Source organism: Nocardia sp. NBC_00565, assembly GCF_036345915.1.
Classification (GTDB): Bacteria; Actinomycetota; Actinomycetes; order Mycobacteriales; family Mycobacteriaceae; genus Nocardia.
Window position 1 is genome coordinate 7,101,126 of the sequence record NZ_CP107785.1, and the last position, 24,496, is coordinate 7,125,621.

Genomic DNA, 24,496 nt, shown 5'->3' on the forward strand with positions numbered 1-24,496 from the left:
GCGCGGCTCCTTGCTGTAGTCCCTGACGTGGGGTTCATCGAGGTACCCGAGGCAATTTCAGCCCGGATGAGGCGACCAGTTCGCGCATCACCTCATTGACGCCGCCACCGAAGGTCACCACCAGGTTCTGCTTGGTCCGGCGGTCCAGCCAGATGAGCAGTTCCGCGGTGGCCGGATCGGCCGGATCGCCATAGTGCCCGACGATCTCCTCGGCGAGTCGACCAGCCTCCTGCAGCGATTCGGTGGAGTACACCTTGGTGGCCGACGCATCGGCGATCACGGTGGCCTGGTCCCCGTCCACGGTCGCCGCGACCTGCCAGTTCAGCAGCTCGTTGAGCCGGACCATGGCGTGGATACGGCCGAGCGAGCGGCGCACATCGGCTTCGGCGAGTACGCCGCGCGGTTGCGCCCAGTCGTGCACCTTGTCGTAGAGCTGCTCGATCTTGCCGGATGGGCCCAGGCTCACCCGCTCGTGGTTGAGCTGGGTGGTGATCAGCTTCCAGCCCCGGTTCTCCGCACCCACGAGCATGTTCGCGGGCACCCGTACGTCGTCGAAGTAGGTGGCGTTGGTGTGGTGTGCACCGTCGCAGGTGATGATCGGCGTCCAGGAGTAGCCGGGGTCCTTGGTGTCCACGATCAGGATCGTGATACCGCGGTGGCGCGATTCGACCGATCCGGTGCGGCACGCCAGCCAGACGTAATCCGCCTCGTGCGCGCCGGTGGTGAAGATCTTCTGCCCGTTGACGATCCAGTCGCCAGCATCGTCGCGCACCGCGCTCGTGCGCAGCGCGGCGAGATCGGTGCCCGCCTCCGGCTCGGAGTAACCGATCGCGAAATGGATATCACCGGACAGGATTCCGGGCAGGAACTTCGCCTTCTGCTCCTCGGTGCCGAAGCTCTGCAGCGTCGGCCCGACCGTCAACAAGGTGACCAGCGGCAGCGGAACATCCGCGCGCACCGCCTCATTGAAGAAGATCTGCTGTTCCATCGGACCGAAGCCCTGGCCGCCGTATTCCTTCGGCCAGCCGACCCCGAGCCAACCATCCGCGCCCATCCGGCGCACCACCGCCCGGTAGGCGTCACCGTGGCGGTTGACCGCCATCTCGGCCTCCTCCTCGGGAGTCACGAGATCGGCGAAGTACGAGCGCAATTCATCGCGCAGCCGACGCTGCTCCACGGTCAGGTCGATGAACATCTGGCCCCCAATCGATCGAGTCGCAAGGATGCGCCGCCGAGCCAGCGGGCGATGTCCTTGGCCTGTGAGAAATAGCGGTGCATCGGATGGGTCACATCGACCCCGAGACCACCGTGCAGGTGATGGCATTTCTGCATGGCCGCGGGCAGTTCCGAGGCCACGGTGTAGGCGAGCACATCGAGATCGTCGTCGATCCGCTCCTGATGCGACGGCGTCGAATCCGCCTGTGCCAGTGCCCAGCTCGCCGAAACGGCGGCGGCATGCAGGGTCCGCGAGACGACGTACACGTCGGCGATCTGCTGTGCGACGGCCTGGAATTCGGCGAGCGGCCGGTTGAACTGGCGACGAGTCCGCAGATGCTCGGCGGTCAACACCAGCGCACCCTTGAGGAGTCCGTCCGCGGTCGCGCCGATCGAAGCGACGGCCAGCCGGTGCAGTTCGCCGAGACCGCCGGACAACAACTGCTCGACCGGAACCTCGACCCGGTCGAGGCGCACCGTACATTCGGGAATCCCGCCGGATACCGGCGACGGGGTCAAGGTAAGGCCCGCCGCCCCCGAATCCACCAGCGCGATACCGGAATTCGTCGGGATCAACAGCCAGCGCGCCTGCTCCGCATACGGCACGGCCACCTTGTGACCGGTGATGCGCACGGCGTCACCGTCGGAGACCGCGATGGTCTCGGGCTTGACCACGAACGGGTTCGCGGGCTCGCTCAGCGCCGCGGTCAGCACCGCCCCCTTGGCGACCTCCGGATAGACCCGCTCGGCGACGCTGTCCGGCAACGACGCCAACAGCGGCAGTAGTCCGAAGCCGAGGGTCGGCAGGGCGGGCACCGCCACCGCGTCGGTGGCCAGCTCGGTCAACATGACCGACACTTCCGGCAGGCCCATGCCATCACCGCCGAACCGCTCCGGCAGCGCGAGCGAGAGCAGTCCGGTCTCGACCAGACTCGGCCACAGCTCGATATCGCGTGCCGGCTCACGCTCCAGCAAACTTACAACAACCTCGGCGACGGCGTCTTGGCCCTCGTCCCTGGTGAAGTCCACGCATTACTCCCAATAAATTCAGTATCGCTCCGCGATCCCATGAGGGGTGGCGGTCGGGCGACGGGTGGGCTCGTCGACTTAGCTGTTCGTGTCGCGGGGCAGTCCGAGGATTCGCTCACCAGCCACGGTCAACAGAATCTGCTCGGTTCCCCCTGCAATCGACAAACAGCGCGTGAGCAGGAACTCTTTTACCACCGCCGAGTCCTGCGCACCGGTTGGACCTGCCGTCTCCACGGCGAATTCGGCAACCGCCTGGCGATGCCGGACGCCGACCAGCTTGCGTACGCTACTCTGCGCTCCCGGATCACCACCCGCCAACATCCGGACCGCAGCCCGCTGTTCCAGCAATAGTCCAGCGATCGCATCGGCGACGAAGCCGCCGAGCCGATCGTTCAACAGCTCCGCACCAGGCCCGGTGGCGGGCAGTTTGGCGATGAGCTCCTCGAGCACCGGCCCGATGCCATTGCCGCCCATGGCGACGCGTTCGGTCGACAGGGTCGAGCGGGCGATCTTCCAGCCGTTGTTCAGGGCGCCGACCACACCGTCGTCGGGCACGAAGACATCGTCGAGGAAGACCTCGCTGAAGCGCGCCTCACCGGTGATCTGCACCAGCGGACGCACCTCGAGTCCCGCGCTGCGCATATCGACGAGGAAGTAGCTGATGCCGCGGTGCTTCGGGACGTCGGGGTCGGTGCGAGCCAGGCAGATCGCCCAGTTCGCCCGGTCGCCCAACGACGTCCACACCTTCTGCCCACGCAATACCCAGCCGCCGTCGACCTTCTTGGCGGTGGTGCGCAGCGCGGCCAGATCCGAACCGGCCTCCGGCTCGCTGAACAGCTGACACCAGATCACCTCGCCGCGCAGCGTCGGCCACGCGAACTGATCAATTTGGCGCTGAGTGCCGTGCTGCAGCAGGGTCGGGATCGCCCAGCCGCCGATCGTCAGATCCGGCGACTCCAGCCCGGCGCGGCGCAGCTCTTCCGAAATCACCAGGCCCGTCATGGGATTCGCGCCACGGCCGTACGGCGCGGGCCAGTGCGGCATGACGAGTCCGGCCTCGACCATGGCATTGCGCTGCTGGTCGACGGGCAACGCCGCGATCGCGGCCACCTCGGTGGCCAGCTCGTTCGCGCTGCTGTCATCGACATCGACGCCGCCTGTGTTCGATTGGCGGCGCTCACGGGCCCCTCCGTGGTTACGCTCCGCTACCGCTTCCGGGTCCGTCGCTCCCGCCGCGGAAGCCAAGACGCGATCCGCACCGGTCGTCCGGCGCTGCCCCGCGCGGGTCAACTCGGTGACCCTGGCCCGCCAGTGCGCCGATCCGCCGAGCAGTTGCCGCAGGGCGGTGGCCCGGCGCAGGTAGAAGTGCGCGTCGTGCTCCCAGGTGAAGCCGATACCGCCGAGCACCTGGATGCAGTCCTTGGCGGTCTCGACCGCGGCGTCCAGCGAAATCGCGGCGGCGATGGCGGCCGCGATCGGCAGCTCCGCCCCGCCCTCGTCGACAGCCGCGGCGGCATCGGCCGCGACCGAGCGGATCAGCTCGGCCCGGCACAGCATCCAGGCGCAAATATGTTTGAGCGCTTGGAAGGAGCCGATCTTACGGCCGAATTGCTCACGCACCTTGGCGTATTCGACCGCGGTCTCCAGACACCAGCCGACCACACCCGCCAGCTCAGCGGAAACCAGCACCGCGAGCAGGTCTTCCACGGCATGCGGCGACTCGAACACCCGGTCGGCGGGCACCCGCACCTCGGCACAGTGCACGCGCGCCAGCGGCGTACTCGGGTCGGCGGCGGCCAGCGCTTCGATGCGCAGTCCTTCGGCCTCGGGTCCGATCACGCACCAGCGCAACCCATTCGGCGTCCGCACCGGCAGCAGCACCGAGGTTCCCGACGCCGCGCCGAGCACCGACTCCCAGACACCCGTGAGCGACAACTCACCGGATGCCGCCGCTGTGCCGCTACGCTCAGTGCCGCCGTGCCCGACAACGAAGTCGAGCGCCACACCGCACGGCATGTCCTCATCGAGGGCGCCCGCGGTGACCAGATTCGCCAATGCCGTGGTCAGCACCGGCCCGCCGACCAGGTCGTGCGCCGCCTGCTCGACCAGCACGGCGAGGTCGGCGACCGATCCGCCGTGGCCACCGGCCGCCTCGGCGACGGCGACCCGGAATATCCCGAAGTCGGCCAGCGCGGGCCAATAGGCGCGCCAGAAGTCGGCCGGGTCGTCCCGCATTGTTGCAATTGGACGTACCGATCCGGCCCATCCGTGCATCGACTCCTGACCGGCTTTATGCTCGTCAGTGGTGGCGATGGTCACAGTCCATACCGCCTTTCCGGCGTGACTCCCACACCTAGAACATGTTCTAATATCCTAGCTGGGCGGAAGTCAAGAGACGACCGAGCCCCGTTGCCGGAATGCGCATGCGCAACGACGCGCAACGACAGTGCTGGAAAGGACTCTCATCAATGGCCAGTCCCTCCCGATCGCAGCCCGCCGATAACTCGGCGCTGCCTGCCGCGACGGTCACTACGCTCAGTGAGGACGAGCTGAGCTCGGCCGCGCAGCGGGAACGGCGTAAGCGAATTCTGGACGCGACGCTCGCACTGGCCTCCAAGGGTGGTTATGACGCCGTGCAGATGCGCGCGGTGGCCGAACGCGCCGATGTCGCGGTCGGGACGCTCTACCGGTATTTCCCGTCCAAGGTGCATCTGCTCGTCTCCGCGCTGTCCCGGGAATTCGAGCAGATCGAAGGCAAACGCAGGCCGCTCGCCGGGCAGACGCCGAATGAGCGCATGCATCTGCTGCTGAACCAGATCACCCGGATGATGCAGCGTGATCCGCTGCTCACCGAGGCGATGACGCGCGCGTTCATGTTCGCCGACGCGTCGGCCGCCGCCGAGGTGGACCGGGTCGGCAAGGTGATGGATCGCGTCTTTGCCAGAGCCATGAACGACGGCGAACCCACCGAACGCCAGTTGGCGATCGCGCGGGTGATAAGCGATGTGTGGCTGTCGAATCTGGTGGCCTGGTTGACCCGGCGGGCATCGGCCACCGACGTCGCCGAGCGTCTGGAACTGACCGTGGATCTGCTGCTCGGCGAAAACGGGGGCCGCTAGCGACTGCTTGCAGGTCGCTCGAAAGGGTCAGCCGCTAGCGACTGCTTGCAGGTCGCTCGAAAAGGTCAGCCGCTAGCGACTGCTCGCAGGTCGCTCGAAAAGGTCAGCCGCTAGCGACTGCTCGCAGGTCGCTCGAAAGGGTCAGCCGCTAGCGGATCGCTCGAAAAGGGGCGGCCGCTAGCTCATGCCCGGCGAATCGGCCGGGCGGACCGACCGGTCCTGTGGCGCAGTGTGACTCGAATCGGCGAACGTGAGTCCGCACACGCTCGACGTTGGGTAAAAACCCGTCAGCTGGGCAGATCCAGTACAGCACCGGTATACGCATGCGCAATCATGCGCACGCATAGCGGCGCGCTTCGGTGCGGCAAATTCAACACAGTATTGTCACGCGTGCCCCGGAAAAAACTCCTCCGATCACTAGGTTGGATGCGTGAGCGCACAGGATCTGCCACTGGAACTTCGCCGTGCATTGTCGACGGTCGCGCGCGTGCCACGGCTTTTAGTCGCATCGGACTACGACGGGACGATCGCGCCCATCGTTTCCGACCCGGCGAAGGCCTTTCCGCACCGGGAATCGGTCAGCGCGCTACGAGCGCTCGCCGGTCTCACCGGAACGACCGCCGCCGTGATATCCGGCCGTGCACTGCGAGATCTCGCGGCATTGTCGCGACTTCCCGTCGAAGTGCAACTGATCGGTAGTCACGGCTCGGAATTCGATGTCGGCTTCGTACACGCCATCGACAACGACGCCAAACAACTCCTGACCGAAGTGCAGACGAGTCTGTCGCAGATCGCCGCGGAGAATCCCGGTGCCACCGTCGAGATCAAACCGGCCAGCGTCGCGCTGCACGTCCGCAATGCGAGTCCGGAGATCGGGCTGCGCGCGATGAAGGCGGTCCGACAGGGCCCGGCCTGCTGGGTCGGCGTGCAGGTGACCGAGGGCAAGTCGGTCATCGAGCTGGCGGTGATCCAGACGGATAAGGGCGTCGCACTCGATACCGTCCGGCATCAGGAGGGCGCGTCGGCCGCGGTGTTCTTCGGCGACGACGTCACCGATGAGAAGGCCTTCCGCATGCTCTCGGGCCCCGATCTCGGCATCAAGGTCGGCGAGGGCGAGAGCCTGGCCAAGTACCGGGTGGACAGCACCGAGGCGGTCTCCTGGGCACTGGCCTACCTGCTCGAGGAGCGGCGCACCTGGCTGGCCGGGGCAAGCGCACCGCGCATCGAACGGCTGAGCATGCTGGCCAGTCCGCGTTCGGTGGCGTTGCTCACACCCGATGCGACCGTCACCTGGTTCTGCCATCCGGAACCGGATTCGGCGGCGGTCTTCGCGCATCTGCTCGGCGGACCGCAGGCGGGCCACTTCACCATCGAACCGGAACGTCCGGGACTGCCGCTCTCGCAGCGCTATATCGACGGCACCATGACCGTCGAAACCCGTTGGGCCAAGCTGCAAGTGGTGGACTACCTGCCGCACGACGTGGCGCCGACCAGGACCGATCTGACCCGGGTGATCACCGGCGACGCGAAGGCCGTCGTAACCTTCGCGCCCCGACCGGAATTCGGCCAGGTGCCGGTGAGCATCGAATGCGAGCCGACCGGCCTGCGCGTGCTCGGCACCAACGATCCGATGGTGCTGCGCTCCCCCGGTGTCGAATGGCAGATCCAGTCCGACGGTATGCACAGTTCTGCACGCGCCGTCGTCGATCCGTCGCTCGGCCCGATCGTGCTGGAGATGCGCTGCGGGACACAGGATCTCGCTCCGGCCATGAGCAGTGAGCCGGAACGGCGCAGGGATGCCGAGGATTACTGGTCCAAGTGGGCGGCCAAACTGCAACTGCCGCAGCTGAAACCGGATCTGATGAAGCGTTCCGCGCTCACCCTGCGCGGCCTGGTGCACGCGCCGTCGGGTTCGATCCTGGCCGCCGCCACCACCTCGCTGCCGGAGGATATCGGCGGCGTGCGCAACTGGGATTACCGCTACTGCTGGCTGCGCGATGCCTCATTGACCGCGCAGGCGCTGGTCTCGCTGGGCTCGCTGACCGAGGCCGAGGAATTCCTCGGCTGGGTGCACCGCGTCCTGGAGACGCTGCCCGGCCCGGAGCGCCTGCACCCGCTGTACACGCTCTACGGCGAGACGCTGCCGCCCGAGGCGTCCATCGATCAGCTGCCCGGTTACGCCGGATCGCGCCCGGTCCGCGTCGGCAACGCCGCGAATATGCAAGTGCAGCTGGATGTTTTCGGTCCGATCGTCGATCTCATCGCATCGCTGGCCCACGGCCGCGAGGTGAAGGGGCTGACCGATCCGGCCAAGGCCCTGCCCGATGCCGACTGGGAACTGGTGCACGCCATGGTTTCCGCGGTGCAGCGGCGTTGGCAGGAACCCGACCACGGCATCTGGGAGATCCGCGGCAACCCGCGCCATCACGTGTACTCGAAGGTGATGGGCTGGCTGACCGTGCACCGCGCGATCACCTTGGCGCAGCGGTTCGAGCGTCAGATCGATCCGGCCTGGAGCACGTTGCGCGACACCATCGCCGACGAGGTCAAGACCAAGGGCTGGAATGAAGAGGTCCAGTCCTACACCGCCGCCTACGATGGCACCGATCTCGACGCGGCCACCTTGCACATCGGTCTCAGCGGCCTGATCGAACCGTCGGACCCGCGCTTCGCGGCAACGGTGGTGGCTACCGAGGCGGAGTTGCGCAGTGGTTCGACCGTGTACCGGTACCACCACGACGACGGCCTGCCCGGCGGCGAGGGCGGCTTCCACCTGTGCGCGGCCTGGCTGGTCGAGGCGTATCTGCTGATCGGGAAGCGTTCGGATGCCGAGGCGCTGTTCGCTCAGCTGGTCGATGTGGCCGGGCCGACCGGGCTGCTCAGCGAGGAGTACGACCCGGTCGCCGAACGCTCGCTCGGCAATCATCCACAGGCCTACAGCCACCTCGGCCTGCTGCGTTGTGCACAGCTGTTGGGTAAGCCGGTGGAGGCGCTGGTCTGATCCATCGCAGATCTGATCCACGCAGATTTCCGGGCCCGCGAACCGATCGGTTCGCGGGCCCGGCTGTATCCGGACCTCGGCCGCGGCCGCCACGCCCGACCCCGGGGTGACGAAGCGAACACCGACTCGTGCTCGGCGGGGTCTCCTGTTAGGGTCTAAATGGTAACGATTTCCATTATGATCTAGAGCACTCCAGATCTGAGCACTCGCAGGAGCACCCCCGCGTGAGAACACGAATTGCCATCAGATTCGCCGGTATCGCCGTGGGGGTGGCCACCGCTGTGACCCTCACCGCATGTGGCAGCTCGAACGACTCCGGTAAGCCGAACGTCGTCGCCTCCACCAACGTCTGGGGAGATATCGCCACGACCATCGCGGGACCGGATGCCTCGGTGACCTCGCTGATCACCGATCCGGCCGCCGACCCGCATTCGCACGAGACCTCGGCCGTGGAGTCCGCGAAGATCAGCGACGCGGACCTCATCGTCTACAACGGCGGTGGCTACGACGAGTTCATCGAGAAGGCCATCCAGGGCAAGGACAGGCAAACCGTCGACGCGTTCGAATCCCGTACCGACAAGAGCGACGAGAACGAGCACGTCTTCTACGACATGGGCACCGTGAGCACGGTCGCCGACAAGATCGCCGCGGCGCTCGGCGAGATCGACTCCGCGCACGCCTCGGCCTACACCGAGCGCGCGGCGGCCTTCAAGGGCCGGCTCGCCGCGATCACCACCATCGCCACCAAGATCGGCGCCGAGCACCCGAAGACACCGGTGCTACAGACCGAACCGCTCGCGCACTACCTGCTCGTCGCCGCCGGAACCCAGGATCTGACCCCGCACGAGTTCCAGGAAGCGATCGAACAGGAGACCGATCCGGCGCCCGCCGCCGTCGCGGCCACCCAGGATCTACTCACCGGTAAGAAGGTCCGCGTCCTCGTCTACAACATCCAGACCGAGGACAAGATCACGAAGGATCTGCGGTCGATCGCGCAGTCCAACGGCCTACCCATCGTCGAGGTGACGGAAACCCTGCCCGCGGGTGTGGATTACATTCAGTGGCAGACCGAGAACGCCAAGGCGCTCGCCGCGGCGCTGGCTTGAACCGAAATATGAGAGCATCGCGCAGCGATTCGATGAGGGGTGGTGGCCGGGTGGCGGGTGGGCCCATGGGAGCTCCACTGACCGAACAGACCGAACGGGTGCAGGCGCGGTCGGTGGAGCCCGAATCCGGCGCTGCCGTCGTCCGCCTCGATGCCGCCCGACTGTCGTTCGGCGATCGCACGCTGTGGCAGGGTCTCGACCTCGAGGTGGCACCCGGCGAATTCGTCGCGGTGCTCGGACCGAACGGATCCGGTAAGACGTCACTGCTCAAGGTGCTGCTCGGCCAGCTCGGACTCAGCGCCGGCACCGCCGAGGTCGCGGGCGGTCCGGCTCGCGCGGGCAATCCCGCCATCGGCTATGTGCCGCAACAGAAGACGATCGACGCCGGGGTCCAACTGCGCGGCGTCGACCTCGTCGGACTCGGCGTCGACGGACACCGCTGGGGCCTCGGGCTGCGCCGCCACGCCGAGCGCAAGCGCAAGGTCGAGGCCGCCATCGCCGATGTGGGCGCGGAGAAATTCGCTTATGCGCCATTGGAATCCATGTCCGGAGGCGAACAGCAGCGGCTTCGGGTCGCGCAGGCGCTGGTCGGTGATCCCGGGGTGCTGCTCTGCGATGAACCGCTGCTCAGCCTGGATCTGGCCAATCAGCGGTTGGTCTCGGAGCTGATCGATCGGCGCAGGCGAACCCACGGCACCGCAGTGCTTTTCGTGACACACGAGATCAATCCGATTCTGCCGCTGGTGGATCGGGTGCTATATCTGGTCGAGGGGAAGTTCCGGATCGGCACGCCCGATGAGGTGATGACCTCGGCGGTGCTCTCGGAGCTGTATCAGACCGAGGTCGATGTGCTGCGGGTGCGCGGCAGGTTGGTGGTCGTCGGGACGGGCGACACCATGGACGCGCTCGGCACCGCGGGTGCCCAACACTGCCACGGCGCGACGCTTTCCGATGAGGTGCCCGAGTCGAGTGGAGTTCGTTCGTGATCGACAAGCTCTCGGATGTCGTCACGAAGATGCTCGACTTCTCCACCACCGCGAACCTGCTCTCCTACGCCTTCGTCCAGCAGGCAGTGCTCGCGGCCGCGCTGCTCGGCCTGCTCGCCGGGGTGATCGGCCCGTTGATCATCAGCAGGCAGATGTCGTTCGCGGTGCACGGGACCAGCGAACTGTCGCTGACCGGTGCGGCCGCCGCACTGCTCGCCGGAATAGGCGTCGGACTCGGCGCGATCGTCGGCTCGGTGGTGGCGGCGGTGCTCTTCGGACTGCTCGGAACCAAAGCCAGAGAACGCGATTCGGTGATCGCGGTGGTGCTCTCGTTCGGGCTCGGACTCTCGGTGCTGTTCCTGTGGCTCGGTCCCGAACGCGCCGGATCGAAGTTCTCGCTGCTGACCGGTCAGGTGGTCAGCGTCGGCTACAGCGGCCTGGCGTTGCTGCTGACCTGCACCGTGCTGGTACTCGCCGTACTCGCGATGGTCTATCGGCCGCTGCTGTTCGCCAGCTCGGATCCCGAAGTCGCGCTGGCGCGTGGAGTTCCGGTGCGAGCACTGTCGGTGGTGTTCGCGGTCATGCTCGGCATTACGGCGGCCTTCGGCGTGCAGATCGTCGGAGCGCTACTGGTGCTCGCGCTGCTGATCACGCCCGCGGCCGCGGCCGCACAGTTGACCGCGAATCCGGTGCGGGCCACGGTGCTCGCGGTGGTGTTCGCGGAAACCGCCGCGGTGGGCGGCATCCTATTGTCGCTGGCGCCTGGTGTTCCGGTATCGACGTTCGTCACCACGATCTCGTTCCTGATCTACCTGATCTGCCGGGTTGTCGGGCCGCGTCGGCGGCGCGCCGCTCGCGTCACCTAGGCAACTGCTCGATGGCGTTGGCCTGAGCGCCCGTTCCCCGAAGCGATTCAGGACCGGACACTCAGGCCGATGTGCACTTCAGGCCACGACCAGCGCGATCAGCACCACGATCGAACCGCCGAATACGATCACATGGCGCAGGTTCTGCAGGTAGGGCATCACCCAGCGGGGGAAGCCCGCTCCGGCCGCGTCGAGGAAGCGCTCGACGTCGACGCGCGCCAGTTCCGGATCGCCCTTGCGAGCGAACGCGGCCCGAATGCTCTTGGCGGCGGTCAGATTCGAGTAGAGGATCGCTCCGTTGCCGAGCAGCACCAGCACCTGGAAGATCCAGGACAGCGTCTGCCCCCAGCCGTTGCCTGCCAGATTCGCCACGGCCAGCGTGGTCATCACCAGCGCGATCCCGACCGGCGCCCAGGTCTCGTGGCCGCCCGCGTCGAGCCGCAGGCCATTCTCCTCGAGGATGGCGGGGCGTACGCCCTGGCGGGTCAGCTCCGCGCCGACGGCGTCTTTGGCGGCGGCCCCGTAGCGCGCCCGTACCAGCGGAATGCTGACGAAGGCGAGGGCGATCAGCAGCTGGGCGAGGGCGGCGATGGTCATCATGGTCTTCTCCTCATCGGGTCTTTCGGCGGAGCCGGTGGCTCCTCGTCGACGACACGATCTCCGGTACCGCTGACAGCGCGCTGATAGCTGCGCGGCCAGCGCTGACACCCGATATCAGCGCAGGTCAGCAAGGCCCTAACCAATGAACCCACCCTTTGATGGCAGTCGCCGTCAGTCGATCGCGCCCGGTTTCGTATGCTCGACGCACGCGTCCATCGAACGAATGGTGACTACCGATGATCGACTTCACGATTCCCGCCGAACTCGCCGCCGAACGCGATCGGGTCCGCCAGTTCGTCATCGACAAGATCGTCCCGTTCGAGCGTGATCCGCGACTGACCTCGCACGGCCCCACCGATGAACTGCGCCAAGAACTGGTCGAACTGGCCCGCGCGGAGAAACTGCTGACCGTGCAGGCCCCCGAAGCCCTCGGCGGGCGCGGGCTCACCCATATCGAGCAGGCGGTGATCTACGAGGCGGCGGGCTGGTCCACCCTCGGTCCGGTCGCGATGAACTGCGCCGCCCCCGACGAGGGCAATATGTTCCTGCTGTCCAAGATCGCGAACCCGGAACAGGTCGAGCGCCACCTCGCGCCCGCGATCGCCGGATATCAGCGCACCGTCTTCGCGATGACCGAACCCGACGGTGCCGGTTCGGATCCGAATCAGCTGGCCACCGAGGCGGTCTTCGACGGCGAGAACTTCACCATCAACGGCCGCAAGTGGCTCATCACCGGCGCGGACGGCGCGAAGACGTGGATCATCATGGCCCGGGTCGCACCGAACCCACATGTTCCTGAGGGCCCGACGCTGTTCCTGACCGACGGCGATCAGCCCGGCATCAACATCGAACGCACCATGAACACCATGGACCGCAACTACGTCGGCGGCCACGGCGTCGTGCGCTTCGAGAATCTGGTGCTGCCCAAGGCTGCACTGCTCGGCGAGACCGGTCAGGCGCTGCGCTACGCCCAGTTGCGGCTGGCCCCGGCCCGGCTCACCCACTGCATGCGCTGGCTCGGCGCGGCCGAACGCGCACAGTCCATCGCGGTCGAATACGCCAGGACCCGCACCGCCTTCGGCAAGCCGATCGGCGACCACGAAGGCGTGTCGTTCATGCTGGCGGACAACGAGATCGCGCTGCACCAGTGCCGCCTCACCATTTGGCACGCCTGCTGGCTGATGGACCAGGGCAACAAGGCCAGGCACGAAAGCTCGATCGCGAAGGCATACGTCTCCGAGGAACTGTTCAAGGTCGCCGACCGCTGCGTACAGGTGCTCGGCGGCATCGGCATCAGCGACGAAACGGTCGTCGAAATGATCTTCCGCGATATGCGCGCCTTCCGCCTCTACGACGGCCCGACCGAGGTTCACAAGTACGCCATCGGCCGCCATGTGCTGCGTTGAATTGCTGTATCTTTTGGCCGCGCCTACGGCGCGGCGCGTTCGCGGCCCCCGGATGTCTCGCGTCCGAGCCGTCGAGACTCGCGCCTGCGGCGCATGCGCTTCGACGACTCGGACGCGAGACGGGCCGCGAACGTCGCTCGTAAGACTCGCTCCGTGATGGTCGAGTCTGTTGATGAGGTGTCGCACTTGTCGCATGCGCTTCGACTGCTCGGACGCGAGACGGGCCACGAACGGTCGCTCGTAAGACTCGCTCCGTAGTGGTCGATAGAGCGGAGTCCCCACCTCGCAGACCGTCGAGACTCATACCTACCACGAACGGGCATCGACGACCCGGCCGTGTTCGAAGGCCACGAACACGAGACGGGCCACGAACGGTCGCTCGTAAGACTCGCTCCGTAGTGGTCGATAGAGCGGAGTCCCCACCTCGCAGACCGTCGAGACTCATACCTACCACGAACGGGCATCGACGACCCGGCCGTGTTCGAAGGCCACGAACACGAGACGGGCCACGAACGGTCGCTCGTAAGACTCGCTCCGCTGTGGTCGACTGGGTCCGAATCTCACTTTTCGGGCCAGAGTCATACCCAGTGCGGTCGGCTAACATGCCTGGCATGAGTTCGGAACTGCTCGTCGATGTCTCAGCGGGCATCGCCGTGCTAACGCTTAATCGACCCGCGCAGCAGAACGCCGTGACACCGGCAATGGCCGCCGAACTGAGTGCGGCGCTGCAGCGCTGCGATGCCGAGGATGCGATCCGCGCGGTTGTCATCACCGGCACGGAGCCCGCGTTCTGCGCGGGGGCGGATCTGTCGAACCGGGTCGGTGAGGTCAGCGCCACCATCGATCCGCCGCCGTGGCGGGTGCGCAAACCGGTGATCGCCGCGGTGAACGGCCACGCGGTCGGCATCGGGCTGGCGCTGGCCCTGCAATGCGATCTGCGGTACATGGCGCGTGACGCGGTCTACGGACTCAATCAGGTGCGCCGCGGCGTGCTGGCCGACGGCTACGCGCATTGGACGCTGCCGCGGCTGGTCGGCATGGCCAATGCCGCCGACATCATGCTGACCGGTCGCACCTTCGACGGTGACGAGGCCAAGGCGATGGGCCTGGCCAACGGCTGCCTGCCCGGTGGCGAGGTGCTACCCACCGCGCTGGCCATCGCTCACGACATCGCCAACGGTGCGGCGCCGCTGCCCGTCGCGCTGTCGAAGCGGCTGCTATGGGAGGGCATCGGGATGAGCCCAACGATGGTCGGACAGTTGGAAACCGACCTGAACGAGCACGTCACCGAGAGTATCGACGGCGGCGAGGCGATGGCCGCCTTCCGAGATCGCCGACAGCCCAACTGGACCGGCAGCATCAGCGAGGAATGGCCCGCCTGGGACAGCAAGGGCGTCCAAGAACGTCCCAGCCTGGACTGAGCCTAGGCCCGGCCGCCGACCAGGATGAGCAGGAATACGATCGCCATGCACACCATGAGGATCGTGGCGATGATGCCGAGGATGTAGCCGACCAGCACCTGAGCGCGGCCACCGTAACCACCGTGGGATTCCTCGATCTGGTTGAGCGAACGTCTACCGAGCGCCCAGGCCACCGGTCCCAGTGCGCCGCAGCAGAACAGACTCACCGCACCGAGCGTCAGCACAGCCGTCGCGTGCGGATGCTCGATCGTCTCCTTGGGAGCCTGATTCGGGATGACCACAAGTCGAATTCTACGGGGCTGTAGTCGATTTGCGGTTCAACCGCGGCTGCCGATTTGTAGAACGCCTCGGTGGATACGGCCCGGCGCACGCCCATTCGTCGCTACACAGGTGTGATCGCATATGTGCGGCCGCCAAGAGTACGTGCGGTCAGCTGCGGCGCTGGCGGGCGATCTCGGAGAGCACGACGCCCGCCGCGACCGACGCGTTCAGCGATTCCACCGGCCCGGCCATCGGGATGCCGAGAATGGAATCGCAGGTCTCGCGGACCAGTCGGGACAGCCCCTTGCCCTCCGAACCCACCACGATCACGGTGGGCTCACGACCGTCGAAATCATCGAGCGTGGTGTCGCCACCCGCGTCGAGACCGACTATCTGGAACCCCTGCGACGCCCAATCCTTCAGCGTGCGAGTCAGATTCGTCGCGCGCGCGACCGGAAGCCGGGCCGCCGCACCGGCGCTGGTGCGCCAGGCCACCGCGGTGACGCTGGCGCTGCGCCGCTGCGGGATCAGCACACCCTGGCCACCGAAGGCGGCTACCGAGCGGATCACCGCGCCGAGATTGCGCGGATCGGAGATATTGTCCAGCGCCACCAGCAATGCTGGTGTACCCGAAGCGCGGACGAGCCCCACCAGATCATCCGGATGCGCATACCGGTACGGCGGCACCTGCAACGCCACGCCCTGATGCAGTCCGTTGGCACTCAACCGATCCAGATCGGTGCGTGGCACCTCGAGGATCGAGATTCCGGCATCGGCGGCGATCTTCACACTCTCGGTCAGCCGGTCGTCGTTCTCGGTGCCGACCGCGACGTACAGCGCGGTCGCGGGCACACCGGCGCGCAGACATTCGATGACCGGATTGCGGCCCAGCACCATCTCCGGACCGTCGTCGTTCTTGCGCCCGGCCGGGCGGCCGCCACCGCGCGGCCCCGACTTGCCCTGTGCCGCGGCCTTCGCCTTGGCCGCGGCGCGCTTGGCGGCGGGATGCTTGGTGCGCGCCTCGGCGGGCGGTGTCGCGCCGCGCGGCTCCAGTCCGCGCCTGCGCTGCCCGCCGGAGCCGACGACGGCGCCCTTCTTGCTGCCGCCCTTACGAATCGCGCCTCGTCGTTGTGAGTTGCCAGCCATCAGTTCGCCTTTCCACGCTGCACCGCGCCCGGCGAATGCTGCGCCGCACCCAGCGACCATTCCGGACCCTGTGCGGTATCGGTCACATCGATTCCGGCGGCCTGCAACCGGTCCCGCGCCGCGTCGGCGCTCGCCCAATCCTTATCGGCACGCGCCTGCTGGCGACGATCGAGTTCGGCCCGCACCAGCACATCGAGTGCGTCCAGCGCGACGGAGTTGTCCTGTGGGGCATACCACTGCGAGTCGAACGGGCAGACGCCGAGAATGTTCAGCATGGCCCGGACCTGTCCGGCCAGTTCGACGGCCTCATCGATCGCGCCCGACTCCAGCGCCTTATTGCCTTCGTGCACCACGCGGTGCACCTCGGCCAGAGCCCGCGGAATCGCGAGATCGTCGTCGATCGCCTCCGCGAACGCGTCGGTCCACTTGCCGACCGCGATCTCCCCGGCCCGCTCGGCCACCCGGTGCACGAAGGCCTCGATCCGCTGATACGAGGCCGCGGCGTCGTAGAGCGCCTTATCCGAATACTCCAGCATCGAGCGGTAGTGCGCGCTGCCCAGGTAGAACCGAAGTTCAACGGCCCGAACCTTTTTCAGCACATTCGGCACCGAGAGCACATTGCCCAGCGATTTGGACATCTTCTCGCCGCCCATGGTCACCCAGCCGTTGTGCAGCCAATACCGCGCGAATCCGTCACCGGCGGCCTTGGACTGGGCGATCTCGTTCTCGTGGTGCGGGAAGACCAGATCCATTCCGCCGCAATGGATATCGAATTCGGAGCCGAGGTAGAACTCGGCCATCGCCGAGCACTCCAGATGCCAGCCGGGCCGCCCGGGGCCCCACGGCGACGGCCAGGTCGGCTCGCCCGGTTTGGCGGCCTTCCACAGCGTGAAGTCGCGCTGATCACGCTTGCCCTCGCCCGCGCTCTCGCCCTGGTGCACGTCATCGAGCCGGTGCCCGGAAAGGCTGCCGTACTCGGGGTAGCTGAGCACGTCGAAGTAGACGTTGCCCGCTGAGGGGTAGGCGTGCCCGCGCTCGATGAGCCGCTGCATCAGGTCGATCATCTGGGTGATGTGGCCGGTCGCGCGCGGTTCCACCGACGGCGGCAGCACGCCGAGCGTTTCGTAGGCCTTGTCGAAGGCGCGCTCGTAGGTCGCGGCCCACTCCCACCACGGCCGGCCCGCCTCGGCGGCCTTGGTCAGGATCTTGTCCTCGATATCGGTGACATTGCGGATGAACCACACGTCGTAGTCGTGTGCGAGCAGCCAGCGTCGCAGCACGTCGAATGCGACTCCGCTGCGCACATGGCCGATGTGTGGTTCACCCTGAACGGTGGCGCCACACAGGTACACCGAGGCACGGCCGGGGACCAGGGGCGCGAAATCGCGCATGGTCCGCGTGTCGGTGTCAAACAGGCGCAGAGTCACGGAGGTTCATCCTAGCTGGTAGATAAGGCCGTACACGGACCGGATCCGGCCCGCCGGAGCGAGCTCAACGACAGGCTTGTAGCAGGGCGGTAGCCATCGCGGCCACGCCCTCGCCGCGGCCGGTCAAACCGAGGCCGTCGGTGGTGGTGCCCGACACCGAGACCGGGGCGCCGAGCAGCTCGCTCAACACCTCTTGGGCCTCGGCGCGACGCGGTCCGATCTTGGGCCGATTGCCGATCACCTGGACCGCCGCGTTGACAACTTCGAAGCCCGCTTCGTCAAGGAGCCTGCGCACTTCTTTCAGCATGGCCGCGCCGGAGACGCCCGCCCATTCGGGGCGTCCGGTGCCGAAGACCGCGCCGACGTCACCGAGCCCGGCCGCCGAGAGCAGTGCGTCGCACAGCGCGTGCGCGGCGACGTCGCCGTCGGAATGTCCGGCGCAGCCGTCGTCACCGTCGAAGAGCAGACCCGCCATCCAGCACGGCCTGCCGGATTCGATCGGGTGGACATCGCTGCCGATGCCGACGCGCATGGTCATGGCCGCAGCTCCGCGCCGTCGAGCACCGCGTTGGCGAGCAGCAGATCGAGCCGGGTGGTGATCTTGAAAGCCATGGGGTCGCCAGGGATGGTGTGCACCTGGGTGCCGAGCAGTTCGACCAGACCCGCATCGTCGGTGGCCCGCAGTCGCTCATCGGCGTAGGCCGCGCGCAGCAATTCGGCGGCGAAACCCTGCGGCGTTTGAATGGCGCGTAGCCCGGCGCGGTCGGGGGTGCCGGTGACGCCGCCGTGCGCGTCCACCGACTTGATGGTGTCGACCACGGGCAGGGCGGGCACGACGGCATCGGCGCCGGCCCGCAGCTCGGCCACGACCCGGGCGATCAGCGCGGGCGGAGTCAATGCGCGAGCGGCATCGTGCACGAGGAAATAGGACGCGTTCGGGGCGGCGGTGATACCCGAGCGCACCGAATCGGTGCGCTCGGCGCCGCCGATGACCACACGCACCGACTCCGAGGGCGGCAGCAGGGCAACGGCGCTCTCGGCGAGTTCGGCGGGGACCATCACGATGATCCGGTCGACCGCCCCGGAGGCGATCAGGCCGTCGACGGCCAGCCGGACCATAGGTGTGCCGCCGACCGTGACGAACGCTTTGGGTATCGATTCACCCAGGCGTACGCCGCGACCGGCGGCAGGCACCAACGCAACGACGGATCCGTCGTTGTTAGAAACGTTCACGGTCAGGAAGCCGCAGCGAGAACCTCATCGAGAAGCGTCTCGGCCTTGCCGTCATCGGTCCCCTCGGCGAGCGCGAGCTCACCGACGAGAATCTGACGGGCCTTCGCCAACATCCGCTTCTCACCCGCAGACAGACCGCGATCCTGCTCCCGACGCCACAGGTCCCGAACGACCTCGGCCACCTTGTTCACATCGCCGGAGGCGAGCTTCTCCAGGTTGGCCTTGTAGCGGCGAGACCAGTTAGTCGGTTCTTCGGTGTGTGGCGCACGCAGCACCTGGAAGACTCGGTCGAGACCCTCCTGGCCGACGACGTCACGCACGCCGACATATTCGGCGTTCTCTGCGGGAACGCGAACAGTCAGGTCACCTTGGGCGACCTTCAGGACCAGATACTCTTTCTGCACACCCTTGATGGTGCGAGTCTCGATTGCTTCGATCAGCGCCGCTCCGTGGTGGGGGTAAACGACGGTGTCTCCGACCTTAAAAATCATGTGTCCCGTGCCCCTTTCGATGTTCACAGTTTAACATGCGACTCGGTAACGGCGCGATCAACTGTGCAGGTCAGGGCCACAACGAGCCAACCACAGGGGTTGACAGATCCGGTGCGGTGTGCATTACGTTGTGCCAGAACGAGTTATCGACCGGCACGGTTATCACATGAGCGGGTCCACGCACCCAGCAGCACCCCCGCAACCGGACCATTTCGAGCGATCCACCAGCGGTCGCTGCGGGACAACATTCGACCGAACTGTTACCTGACCCCCGCGAGTCGCCAGCCCCGACGCCCGCTCCTCGGAGGCTACTACTACGCTGCCTAGTTATTACTCTCCCTAGCGGAGTGAGCCCGGTCGACATGGAGGGACAACCCGTGACTGCCCTGAAAGCTGTGACCGCCTCATCAGGGGCGCGACGTCGCATGGTTTCGGTTGCCGCGCTCGCCGCCGGAGCGGCGCTCGTGCTGTCCGGCTGCAGTGCTGGCCAGATCGCACAGACCGCGACCCAGGTCGCCGCGGTCAACGGCAACCACGCCGATATCGACCGGATCGCGCTGCGCAACGTGCACATCGTCTTCCCGGTCGCGGGCAGCGAGTACACCAACACCAAGGGCGGCAAGGCGATCATCGCGCTGTCGATCATCAACAACGGCGAGACCGTCACCGACGAGCTGACCAGCATCAGCACCGACCTCGGTACGGTGAAGATCACCCCGCCCGCGGGTGATCCGGCATTCCGGATCGCCCCCCAGCAGACCGTCGTCGCGGCTACCACCGCGGCCGCCGCGCAGGGCACCGCGGCCAAGTCCGACGAGCACGGCGCGACGCCGTCCAGCAGCGCGACGCCGACTACCGCAGCGCCGTCCACCTCCGCCAAGCCCGATGAGCACGGCGCCGGTCCGGCCGGCGACAAGACCACCGTCGATCCGGAGAAGAAGCCCGGACTGATCGAGATCACCGGTCTTTCCAAGGACATCACCCCCGGCCTCACTTACCCGGTGACCTTCAACTTCAAGCAGAACGGCACCGTGACCGTCCAGGTCCCGGTCGACGCCGGGCCGCTGGCCGAACGGCACGAGGACGGTAAGGCCGCCGCGCCCGAGGGCGGTCACTGATTCACTGACCCCACGGGGCGAACCTACGGCTGTCGCGCAACGGCGCGGCAGCCGTTTTCGTATTTGCGACGGCTGTCGAGCCGGGTTGTCGGAGGCGGTCCGTAAGGTGCGCCTGTGGCCAAGACCAAGTCGATATTCCGATGCTCCGCCTGCCGGTACGAGGTCGCCAAGTGGGTGGGCAAGTGCCCGGAGTGCGGTGCGTGGGGCACCGTCGACGAGGTAGCCGGATCGGCGGCGACCGCGGCATCGCCGGTCGGGCGGCGGGCCATGCTGCCGAGCACCGCCGCCGCGCCCATCTCGCAGATCGATTCGAAGGTCACCCAGGCCAGGCCGACCGGGGTCGAGGAACTCGACCGGGTGCTCGGCGGCGGCATCGTGCCCGGATCGGTCGTACTGCTCTCCGGTGAGCCGGGAGTCGGCAAGTCGACGCTGCTGTTGGAGGTGGCCCACCGGTGGGCCACCCAGCGCGACGAGAAGTCGCTGTATGTCACCGCGGAGGAATCGGCCGGACAGGTCCGGCTGCGCGCCGACAGGACCAACGCCGTCCACGAGCGGGTGTATCTGGCCGCGGAATCGGATCTGTCGATCGTGCTCGGCCATGTCGAGCAGGTGCGGCCGACGCTGCTGGTGGTCGACTCGGTGCAGACCATGCTGGTACCCGAGGTGGACGGCACCATCGGCGGCGTCACCCAGGTGCGCGCGGTCGCGGCGGCGCTCACCTCACTGGCCAAGGCGAGCGGGATCGCGGTGCTGTTGGTGGGACATGTCACCAAGGACGGCAATATCGCAGGCCCGCGCACGCTCGAGCATCTGGTGGATGTGGTGCTGCAGTTCGAGGGCGATAAGAACTCCACGCTGCGCATGGTGCGCGGGATCAAGAACCGCTTCGGCAGCTCCGATGAGGTCGGCTGTTTCGAACTACACGACGACGGGATCTCCTGCGTCACCGATCCGTCCGGGCTGTTCCTGCACCACCGCACCGATTCGGTACCCGGCACGGCCGTGACGGTGGCGATGGACGGTAAGCGGCCGCTGGTCGCCGAGGTGCAGGGCCTCACCGTGCACACCGAGATCCCGAATCCGCGCCGGGCGGTGAGCGGACTGGACTACAACCGGGTCGCGATGGTGCTGGCCGTGCTGCAGAGCCGTGCGCGGGTGTTCCTCGGCAAGCACGACGTCTACGCCGCGACGGTCGGTGGCATGCGGCTACTGGAGCCCGCCGCGGATCTCGCTGTCGCACTTGCCATCGCGAGTGCCGAACGCGATCAGGCGCTGCCCGTCGGCTGGGTGATCCTCGGGGAGGTCGGGCTCGCCGGTGAGGTGCGTCGGGTGACCGGACTGGAGCGCAGACTCGCCGAGGCCGAACGGCTCGGGTTCACCACCGCGCTGGTGCCGCCGGGCTTGGCACGGGCCAAGAGCGGCATGAAGATTCACGAGGTGGGCGATATGAAGTCGGCCATCCGCCTCGCCGGGTTGCGCAAGGCGCGCAGCGCACCCGCCGAGGCGCCTGCGGACTTCTGAACTAGGCGATATTGAACGGCTCGGCCGCGCTGCGCAGTGAACCGAGCTGCGCGACAACGGCATACGCGCCCGGCGGCACCTGGACCCGGTCACCGGCGCAGTTGGGCTGCGAGGTCGAACCCGACCAGGTGACCATGAACGCCGCCTGCTCGCCGCGATTCAGGGTGCGCACATCCGGCGCGCCGTCCGGGTAGCAGTCGGTACTCGACCACAGGCGACGCTGGCCGTCGAGGCTGGTCACCGAGACCTGCTGCAGTCCGGAGCCGACGTCACGCGAGCAAGCCGAGGACGAGATATTGGTGATCACGATGCCGAATACCGGGGTCTCACCGGTCTTGTAGGTCGGCTGCTCGACGGTCACCTTCACCGCAAGCGACTGATCGGGGCAGATGCCCGCCGCGCCCGCGGCACCGCTGGCATTGGCGACAGTGGTGCCGGATGGCTTCGCGCTGGTTTCACCGGTGGTCGACGGCGGCGTCGAGGCGGACGCCGCAGCGGGCTTGTTCGTCGCCGACGACGAACTCGTCGCGGCCGCCTTCGTAGTGCCGGGCGAATCGCCGCCGCGCGCGACCGTCAAGACCAACCAGATCACCAGTGCGAGCGCCACGACCAGGATGCCGATGGCGAGCGCGCGGCGTCGCCAATAGATCTCCGGAGGCAGCGGTCCATTCGGTTCCAGCACGGAGTCAACGGTAAGGGCACGATCCGGTACAGCGACTCAGGACCCCGGCGTGTCGGATCGGAAAACGCGAGCGCGGCAGGTAAATTCCGGTCGGCACGCTGGGCGTGCTGTCAATCGGCCGGATCAGGCCAGCTCACCGATATTGCCGACGACCCGCTGCAGCTGCACCCGGCCCTCGGCCAGCTTATAGGTGACACAGGCGATCGCGCACTCACCGGTCGCCACCCGCTGCGAGATGATCATCGACCGCTGCATGAGCAGCCTGCTGGTCTCCACCACATGCCTGGCCTCCATCTCGTCGACGGTGGACAGTCCCTCCCGGCGCCCGATCAGAATCGACGGCGTGACCCGCTCGACGACACTGCGGATGAACCCGCCCGGCACCTCGCCGCCGTCCAGTGCGTCGATGGTGGCCTTCACCGCGCCGCAGCTGTCGTGGCCGAGCACCACGATCAGCGGCACGTTCAACACCTGCACCCCGTACTCGATCGAGCCGAGCACCGAACTGTCCACCACGTGGCCCGCGGTGCGCACGACGAACATATCGCCGAGGCCCTGGTCGAAGATCAGCTCGGCGGCGACGCGGGAGTCACCGCAGCCGAACAGGATGGCGTGCGGATGCTGGCCGCTGACGAGTTTCGCCCGGTCGACCGCGCCCTGACTAGGATGCAGCAGCGCGCCGTTCACGAAACGCTCGTTGCCCTCGCGTAGGGATTTCCAGGCACTGATCGGGTTGGTATCGGGCATAACAGTCATTGTGCACATCGCATGGGGTTACCAGCGAGTTCGTTTCGTTACGGGTTGGCAAATATCGACTGGCCATGGGACGAGTAGGAACGGTGAGGGCAGTGTTCGAGGGTGGCGCAGCACATAAGCGTGCCGGCGCGGTGCGCAAGATCGCGGCGGAGACCAATCGCGTGGATGCCGACTTGTTGCTGGACTGGTACCGAGAGACCGCCCGGGATCTGCCGTGGCGTCGCGAAGGCGTCACCGCGTGGCAGATCCTGATGAGCGAGATCATGCTGCAGCAGACGCCGGTGGTGCGGGTCGAGCCGATCTGGCGGGAGTGGGTGGCGCGCTGGCCGGTGCCGTCGGCGATGGCGGCCTCTTCGCAGGCGGAAGTACTGCGGGCCTGGGGCAAGCTGGGGTATCCGCGGCGGGCGTTGCGGCTGCACGAGTGCGCCGAGGTGCTTACGCGGGAGCACGGTGACGAGGTGCCCGCGGATGTCGACGTGCTACTCGGTCTGCCCGGCATCGGCGCGTATACGGCCAGGGCGGTGGCCTGCTTCGCGTATGGGCAGCGCGTTCCGGTGGTGGACACCAATGTTCGCCGGGTGGTGGCGCGGGCGGTGCACGGACGGGCCGAGGCCGGTAATCCGTCTTCGCGCGATCTGCCGGAGACCGAAGCACTGCTGCCGCGCCGAATCGACCACGCCGCGATGTTTTCCGCGGCGCTGATGGAGTTGGGCGCGACGGTGTGCACGGCGCGCACGCCCGACTGCGTGCGCTGCCCGCTGCCGGAGTGCGCGTGGGTGTCCGCGGGCCGGCCGGTATCCGACGTGGTTCGCAAGACGCAGAAGTACGAGGGCACCGATCGGCAGGCGCGCGGTCGTTTACTCGACGTCTTGCGTGACGCCACCGGCCCGGTCGAGCGAATTCGCTTGGACCTGGCCTGGACTCGCGACCCTGGTCAGCGGGACCGTGCGCTGGACTCGCTACTTCTGGACGGCCTTATCGAGCAGACCGCAGACGGGCTGTTCGCACTGGCAGGAGAAGGCGGAACCGTCGACTGACCGTCGTCCGAGGAGCCCGCTAGCGGCCTGGCGTATTCAAAGACCGGCTCTTCGAGCTGGCGGGCGGAGGCGGCC

At 67.1% G+C, this 24,496-nt stretch carries 22 protein-coding genes; 10 read left to right on the forward strand and 12 right to left on the reverse strand.

The genetic code is table 11. The annotated features are described in order from the left end of the window. Positions 1-34: 34 nt before the first annotated feature. The 3 genes from OG874_RS32745 to OG874_RS32755 all read right to left on the reverse strand — a co-directional run bounded on the left by OG874_RS32745 (position 35) and on the right by OG874_RS32755 (position 4,563). The gene (locus OG874_RS32745) at positions 35-1,195 is read right to left on the reverse strand and encodes an acyl-CoA dehydrogenase family protein (protein WP_330250942.1); all 1,161 of its coding nucleotides are present in this window, start codon (positions 1,193-1,195) and stop codon (positions 35-37) included. After that, entirely contained in the window at positions 1,180-2,244 is a 1,065-nt protein-coding gene (locus OG874_RS32750) for an acyl-CoA dehydrogenase family protein (protein WP_330250943.1), read from the reverse strand. Before OG874_RS32750 ends, OG874_RS32745 begins: the two co-directional genes overlap by 16 nt. 78 nt (positions 2,245-2,322) lie before the next feature. Further along, complete coding sequence (locus OG874_RS32755; protein ID WP_330250944.1) at positions 2,323-4,563, reverse strand: acyl-CoA dehydrogenase; 2,241 nt, start codon at positions 4,561-4,563, stop codon at positions 2,323-2,325. A 149-nt stretch (positions 4,564-4,712) separates the two neighbouring features. On the opposite strand from OG874_RS32755, the gene kstR reads away from it, so the two are divergent. The 5 genes from kstR to OG874_RS32780 all read left to right on the forward strand — a co-directional run bounded on the left by kstR (position 4,713) and on the right by OG874_RS32780 (position 11,322). Then, positions 4,713-5,363 (forward strand): cholesterol catabolism transcriptional regulator KstR, encoded by a 651-nt coding sequence (kstR, locus tag OG874_RS32760; protein ID WP_330250945.1) that lies wholly within the window; start codon positions 4,713-4,715, stop codon positions 5,361-5,363. Positions 5,364-5,793: 430 nt separating this feature from the next. After that, positions 5,794-8,364 (forward strand): trehalose-phosphatase, encoded by a 2,571-nt coding sequence (gene otsB / locus OG874_RS32765; protein ID WP_330250946.1) that lies wholly within the window; start codon positions 5,794-5,796, stop codon positions 8,362-8,364. Between the two features lie 224 nt (positions 8,365-8,588). Further along, a complete protein-coding gene (locus tag OG874_RS32770; protein ID WP_330250947.1) occupies positions 8,589-9,470 on the forward strand; it encodes a metal ABC transporter solute-binding protein, Zn/Mn family in 882 nt (293 codons plus the stop codon). A gap of 65 nt (positions 9,471-9,535) precedes the next feature. Beyond that, the gene (locus tag OG874_RS32775) at positions 9,536-10,456 is read left to right on the forward strand and encodes a metal ABC transporter ATP-binding protein (RefSeq protein ID WP_330250948.1); all 921 of its coding nucleotides are present in this window, start codon (positions 9,536-9,538) and stop codon (positions 10,454-10,456) included. A gap of 29 nt (positions 10,457-10,485) precedes the next feature. After that, on the forward strand, positions 10,486-11,322 hold the full coding sequence (locus tag OG874_RS32780; RefSeq protein WP_442943450.1) for a metal ABC transporter permease: 837 nt from the start codon (positions 10,486-10,488) through the stop codon (positions 11,320-11,322). Positions 11,323-11,400: 78 nt separating this feature from the next. On the opposite strand, the gene OG874_RS32785 is transcribed toward OG874_RS32780, so the two are convergent. Further along, entirely contained in the window at positions 11,401-11,922 is a 522-nt protein-coding gene (locus OG874_RS32785) for a hypothetical protein (RefSeq protein ID WP_330250950.1), read from the reverse strand. Between the two features lie 236 nt (positions 11,923-12,158). Here OG874_RS32785 and OG874_RS32790 point away from each other — a divergent pair, with 236 nt between their 5' ends. Both OG874_RS32790 and OG874_RS32795 read left to right on the forward strand, forming a co-directional pair. After that, entirely contained in the window at positions 12,159-13,328 is a 1,170-nt protein-coding gene (locus tag OG874_RS32790) for an acyl-CoA dehydrogenase family protein (protein WP_330250951.1), read from the forward strand. Positions 13,329-13,939: 611 nt separating this feature from the next. Beyond that, positions 13,940-14,749 carry an enoyl-CoA hydratase/isomerase family protein gene (locus OG874_RS32795; protein WP_330250952.1) on the forward strand — a complete coding sequence of 270 codons (810 nt, stop codon included), beginning with the start codon at positions 13,940-13,942 and terminating at the stop codon, positions 14,747-14,749. A gap of 2 nt (positions 14,750-14,751) precedes the next feature. On the opposite strand, the gene OG874_RS32800 is transcribed toward OG874_RS32795, so the two are convergent. From OG874_RS32800 to carD, 6 genes are all read right to left on the reverse strand, one after another. Then, positions 14,752-15,030: a DUF4190 domain-containing protein gene (locus OG874_RS32800; protein ID WP_330250953.1), complete on the reverse strand. Its 279-nt coding sequence runs from the start codon at positions 15,028-15,030 to the stop codon at positions 14,752-14,754. A gap of 148 nt (positions 15,031-15,178) precedes the next feature. Then, a complete protein-coding gene (gene rlmB, locus OG874_RS32805; RefSeq protein WP_330250954.1) occupies positions 15,179-16,156 on the reverse strand; it encodes a 23S rRNA (guanosine(2251)-2'-O)-methyltransferase RlmB in 978 nt (325 codons plus the stop codon). Then, a complete protein-coding gene (cysS, locus tag OG874_RS32810; RefSeq protein WP_330250955.1) occupies positions 16,156-17,583 on the reverse strand; it encodes a cysteine--tRNA ligase in 1,428 nt (475 codons plus the stop codon). The genes rlmB and cysS overlap by 1 nt, the downstream gene beginning before the upstream one ends. A gap of 64 nt (positions 17,584-17,647) precedes the next feature. Beyond that, entirely contained in the window at positions 17,648-18,115 is a 468-nt protein-coding gene (gene ispF / locus OG874_RS32815; RefSeq protein WP_330257517.1) for a 2-C-methyl-D-erythritol 2,4-cyclodiphosphate synthase, read from the reverse strand. 2 nt (positions 18,116-18,117) lie between these two features. Then, on the reverse strand, positions 18,118-18,816 hold the full coding sequence (ispD, locus tag OG874_RS32820) for a 2-C-methyl-D-erythritol 4-phosphate cytidylyltransferase (protein WP_330250956.1): 699 nt from the start codon (positions 18,814-18,816) through the stop codon (positions 18,118-18,120). Between the two features lie 2 nt (positions 18,817-18,818). Beyond that, complete coding sequence (carD, locus tag OG874_RS32825; RefSeq protein ID WP_040686206.1) at positions 18,819-19,307, reverse strand: RNA polymerase-binding transcription factor CarD; 489 nt, start codon at positions 19,305-19,307, stop codon at positions 18,819-18,821. A 377-nt stretch (positions 19,308-19,684) separates the two neighbouring features. Here carD and OG874_RS32830 point away from each other — a divergent pair, with 377 nt between their 5' ends. Together OG874_RS32830 and radA are read left to right on the forward strand one after the other, a co-directional pair. Further along, positions 19,685-20,425: a hypothetical protein gene (locus tag OG874_RS32830; RefSeq protein WP_330250957.1), complete on the forward strand. Its 741-nt coding sequence runs from the start codon at positions 19,685-19,687 to the stop codon at positions 20,423-20,425. 114 nt (positions 20,426-20,539) lie between these two features. Next, entirely contained in the window at positions 20,540-21,946 is a 1,407-nt protein-coding gene (gene radA, locus OG874_RS32835) for a DNA repair protein RadA (RefSeq protein ID WP_330250958.1), read from the forward strand. A 1-nt stretch (position 21,947) separates the two neighbouring features. Here radA and OG874_RS32840 read toward each other — a convergent pair whose 3' ends face one another. Next, positions 21,948-22,628, reverse strand: coding sequence for a hypothetical protein (locus OG874_RS32840; protein ID WP_330250959.1), 681 nt, complete (start codon positions 22,626-22,628; stop codon positions 21,948-21,950). Positions 22,629-22,751: 123 nt separating this feature from the next. Then, positions 22,752-23,375, reverse strand: coding sequence for a carbonic anhydrase (locus OG874_RS32845; RefSeq protein ID WP_330250960.1), 624 nt, complete (start codon positions 23,373-23,375; stop codon positions 22,752-22,754). Between the two features lie 149 nt (positions 23,376-23,524). Here OG874_RS32845 and OG874_RS32850 point away from each other — a divergent pair, with 149 nt between their 5' ends. Further along, positions 23,525-24,421 (forward strand): A/G-specific adenine glycosylase, encoded by an 897-nt coding sequence (locus tag OG874_RS32850; protein WP_442943451.1) that lies wholly within the window; start codon positions 23,525-23,527, stop codon positions 24,419-24,421. Positions 24,422-24,496: the final 75 nt, after the last annotated feature.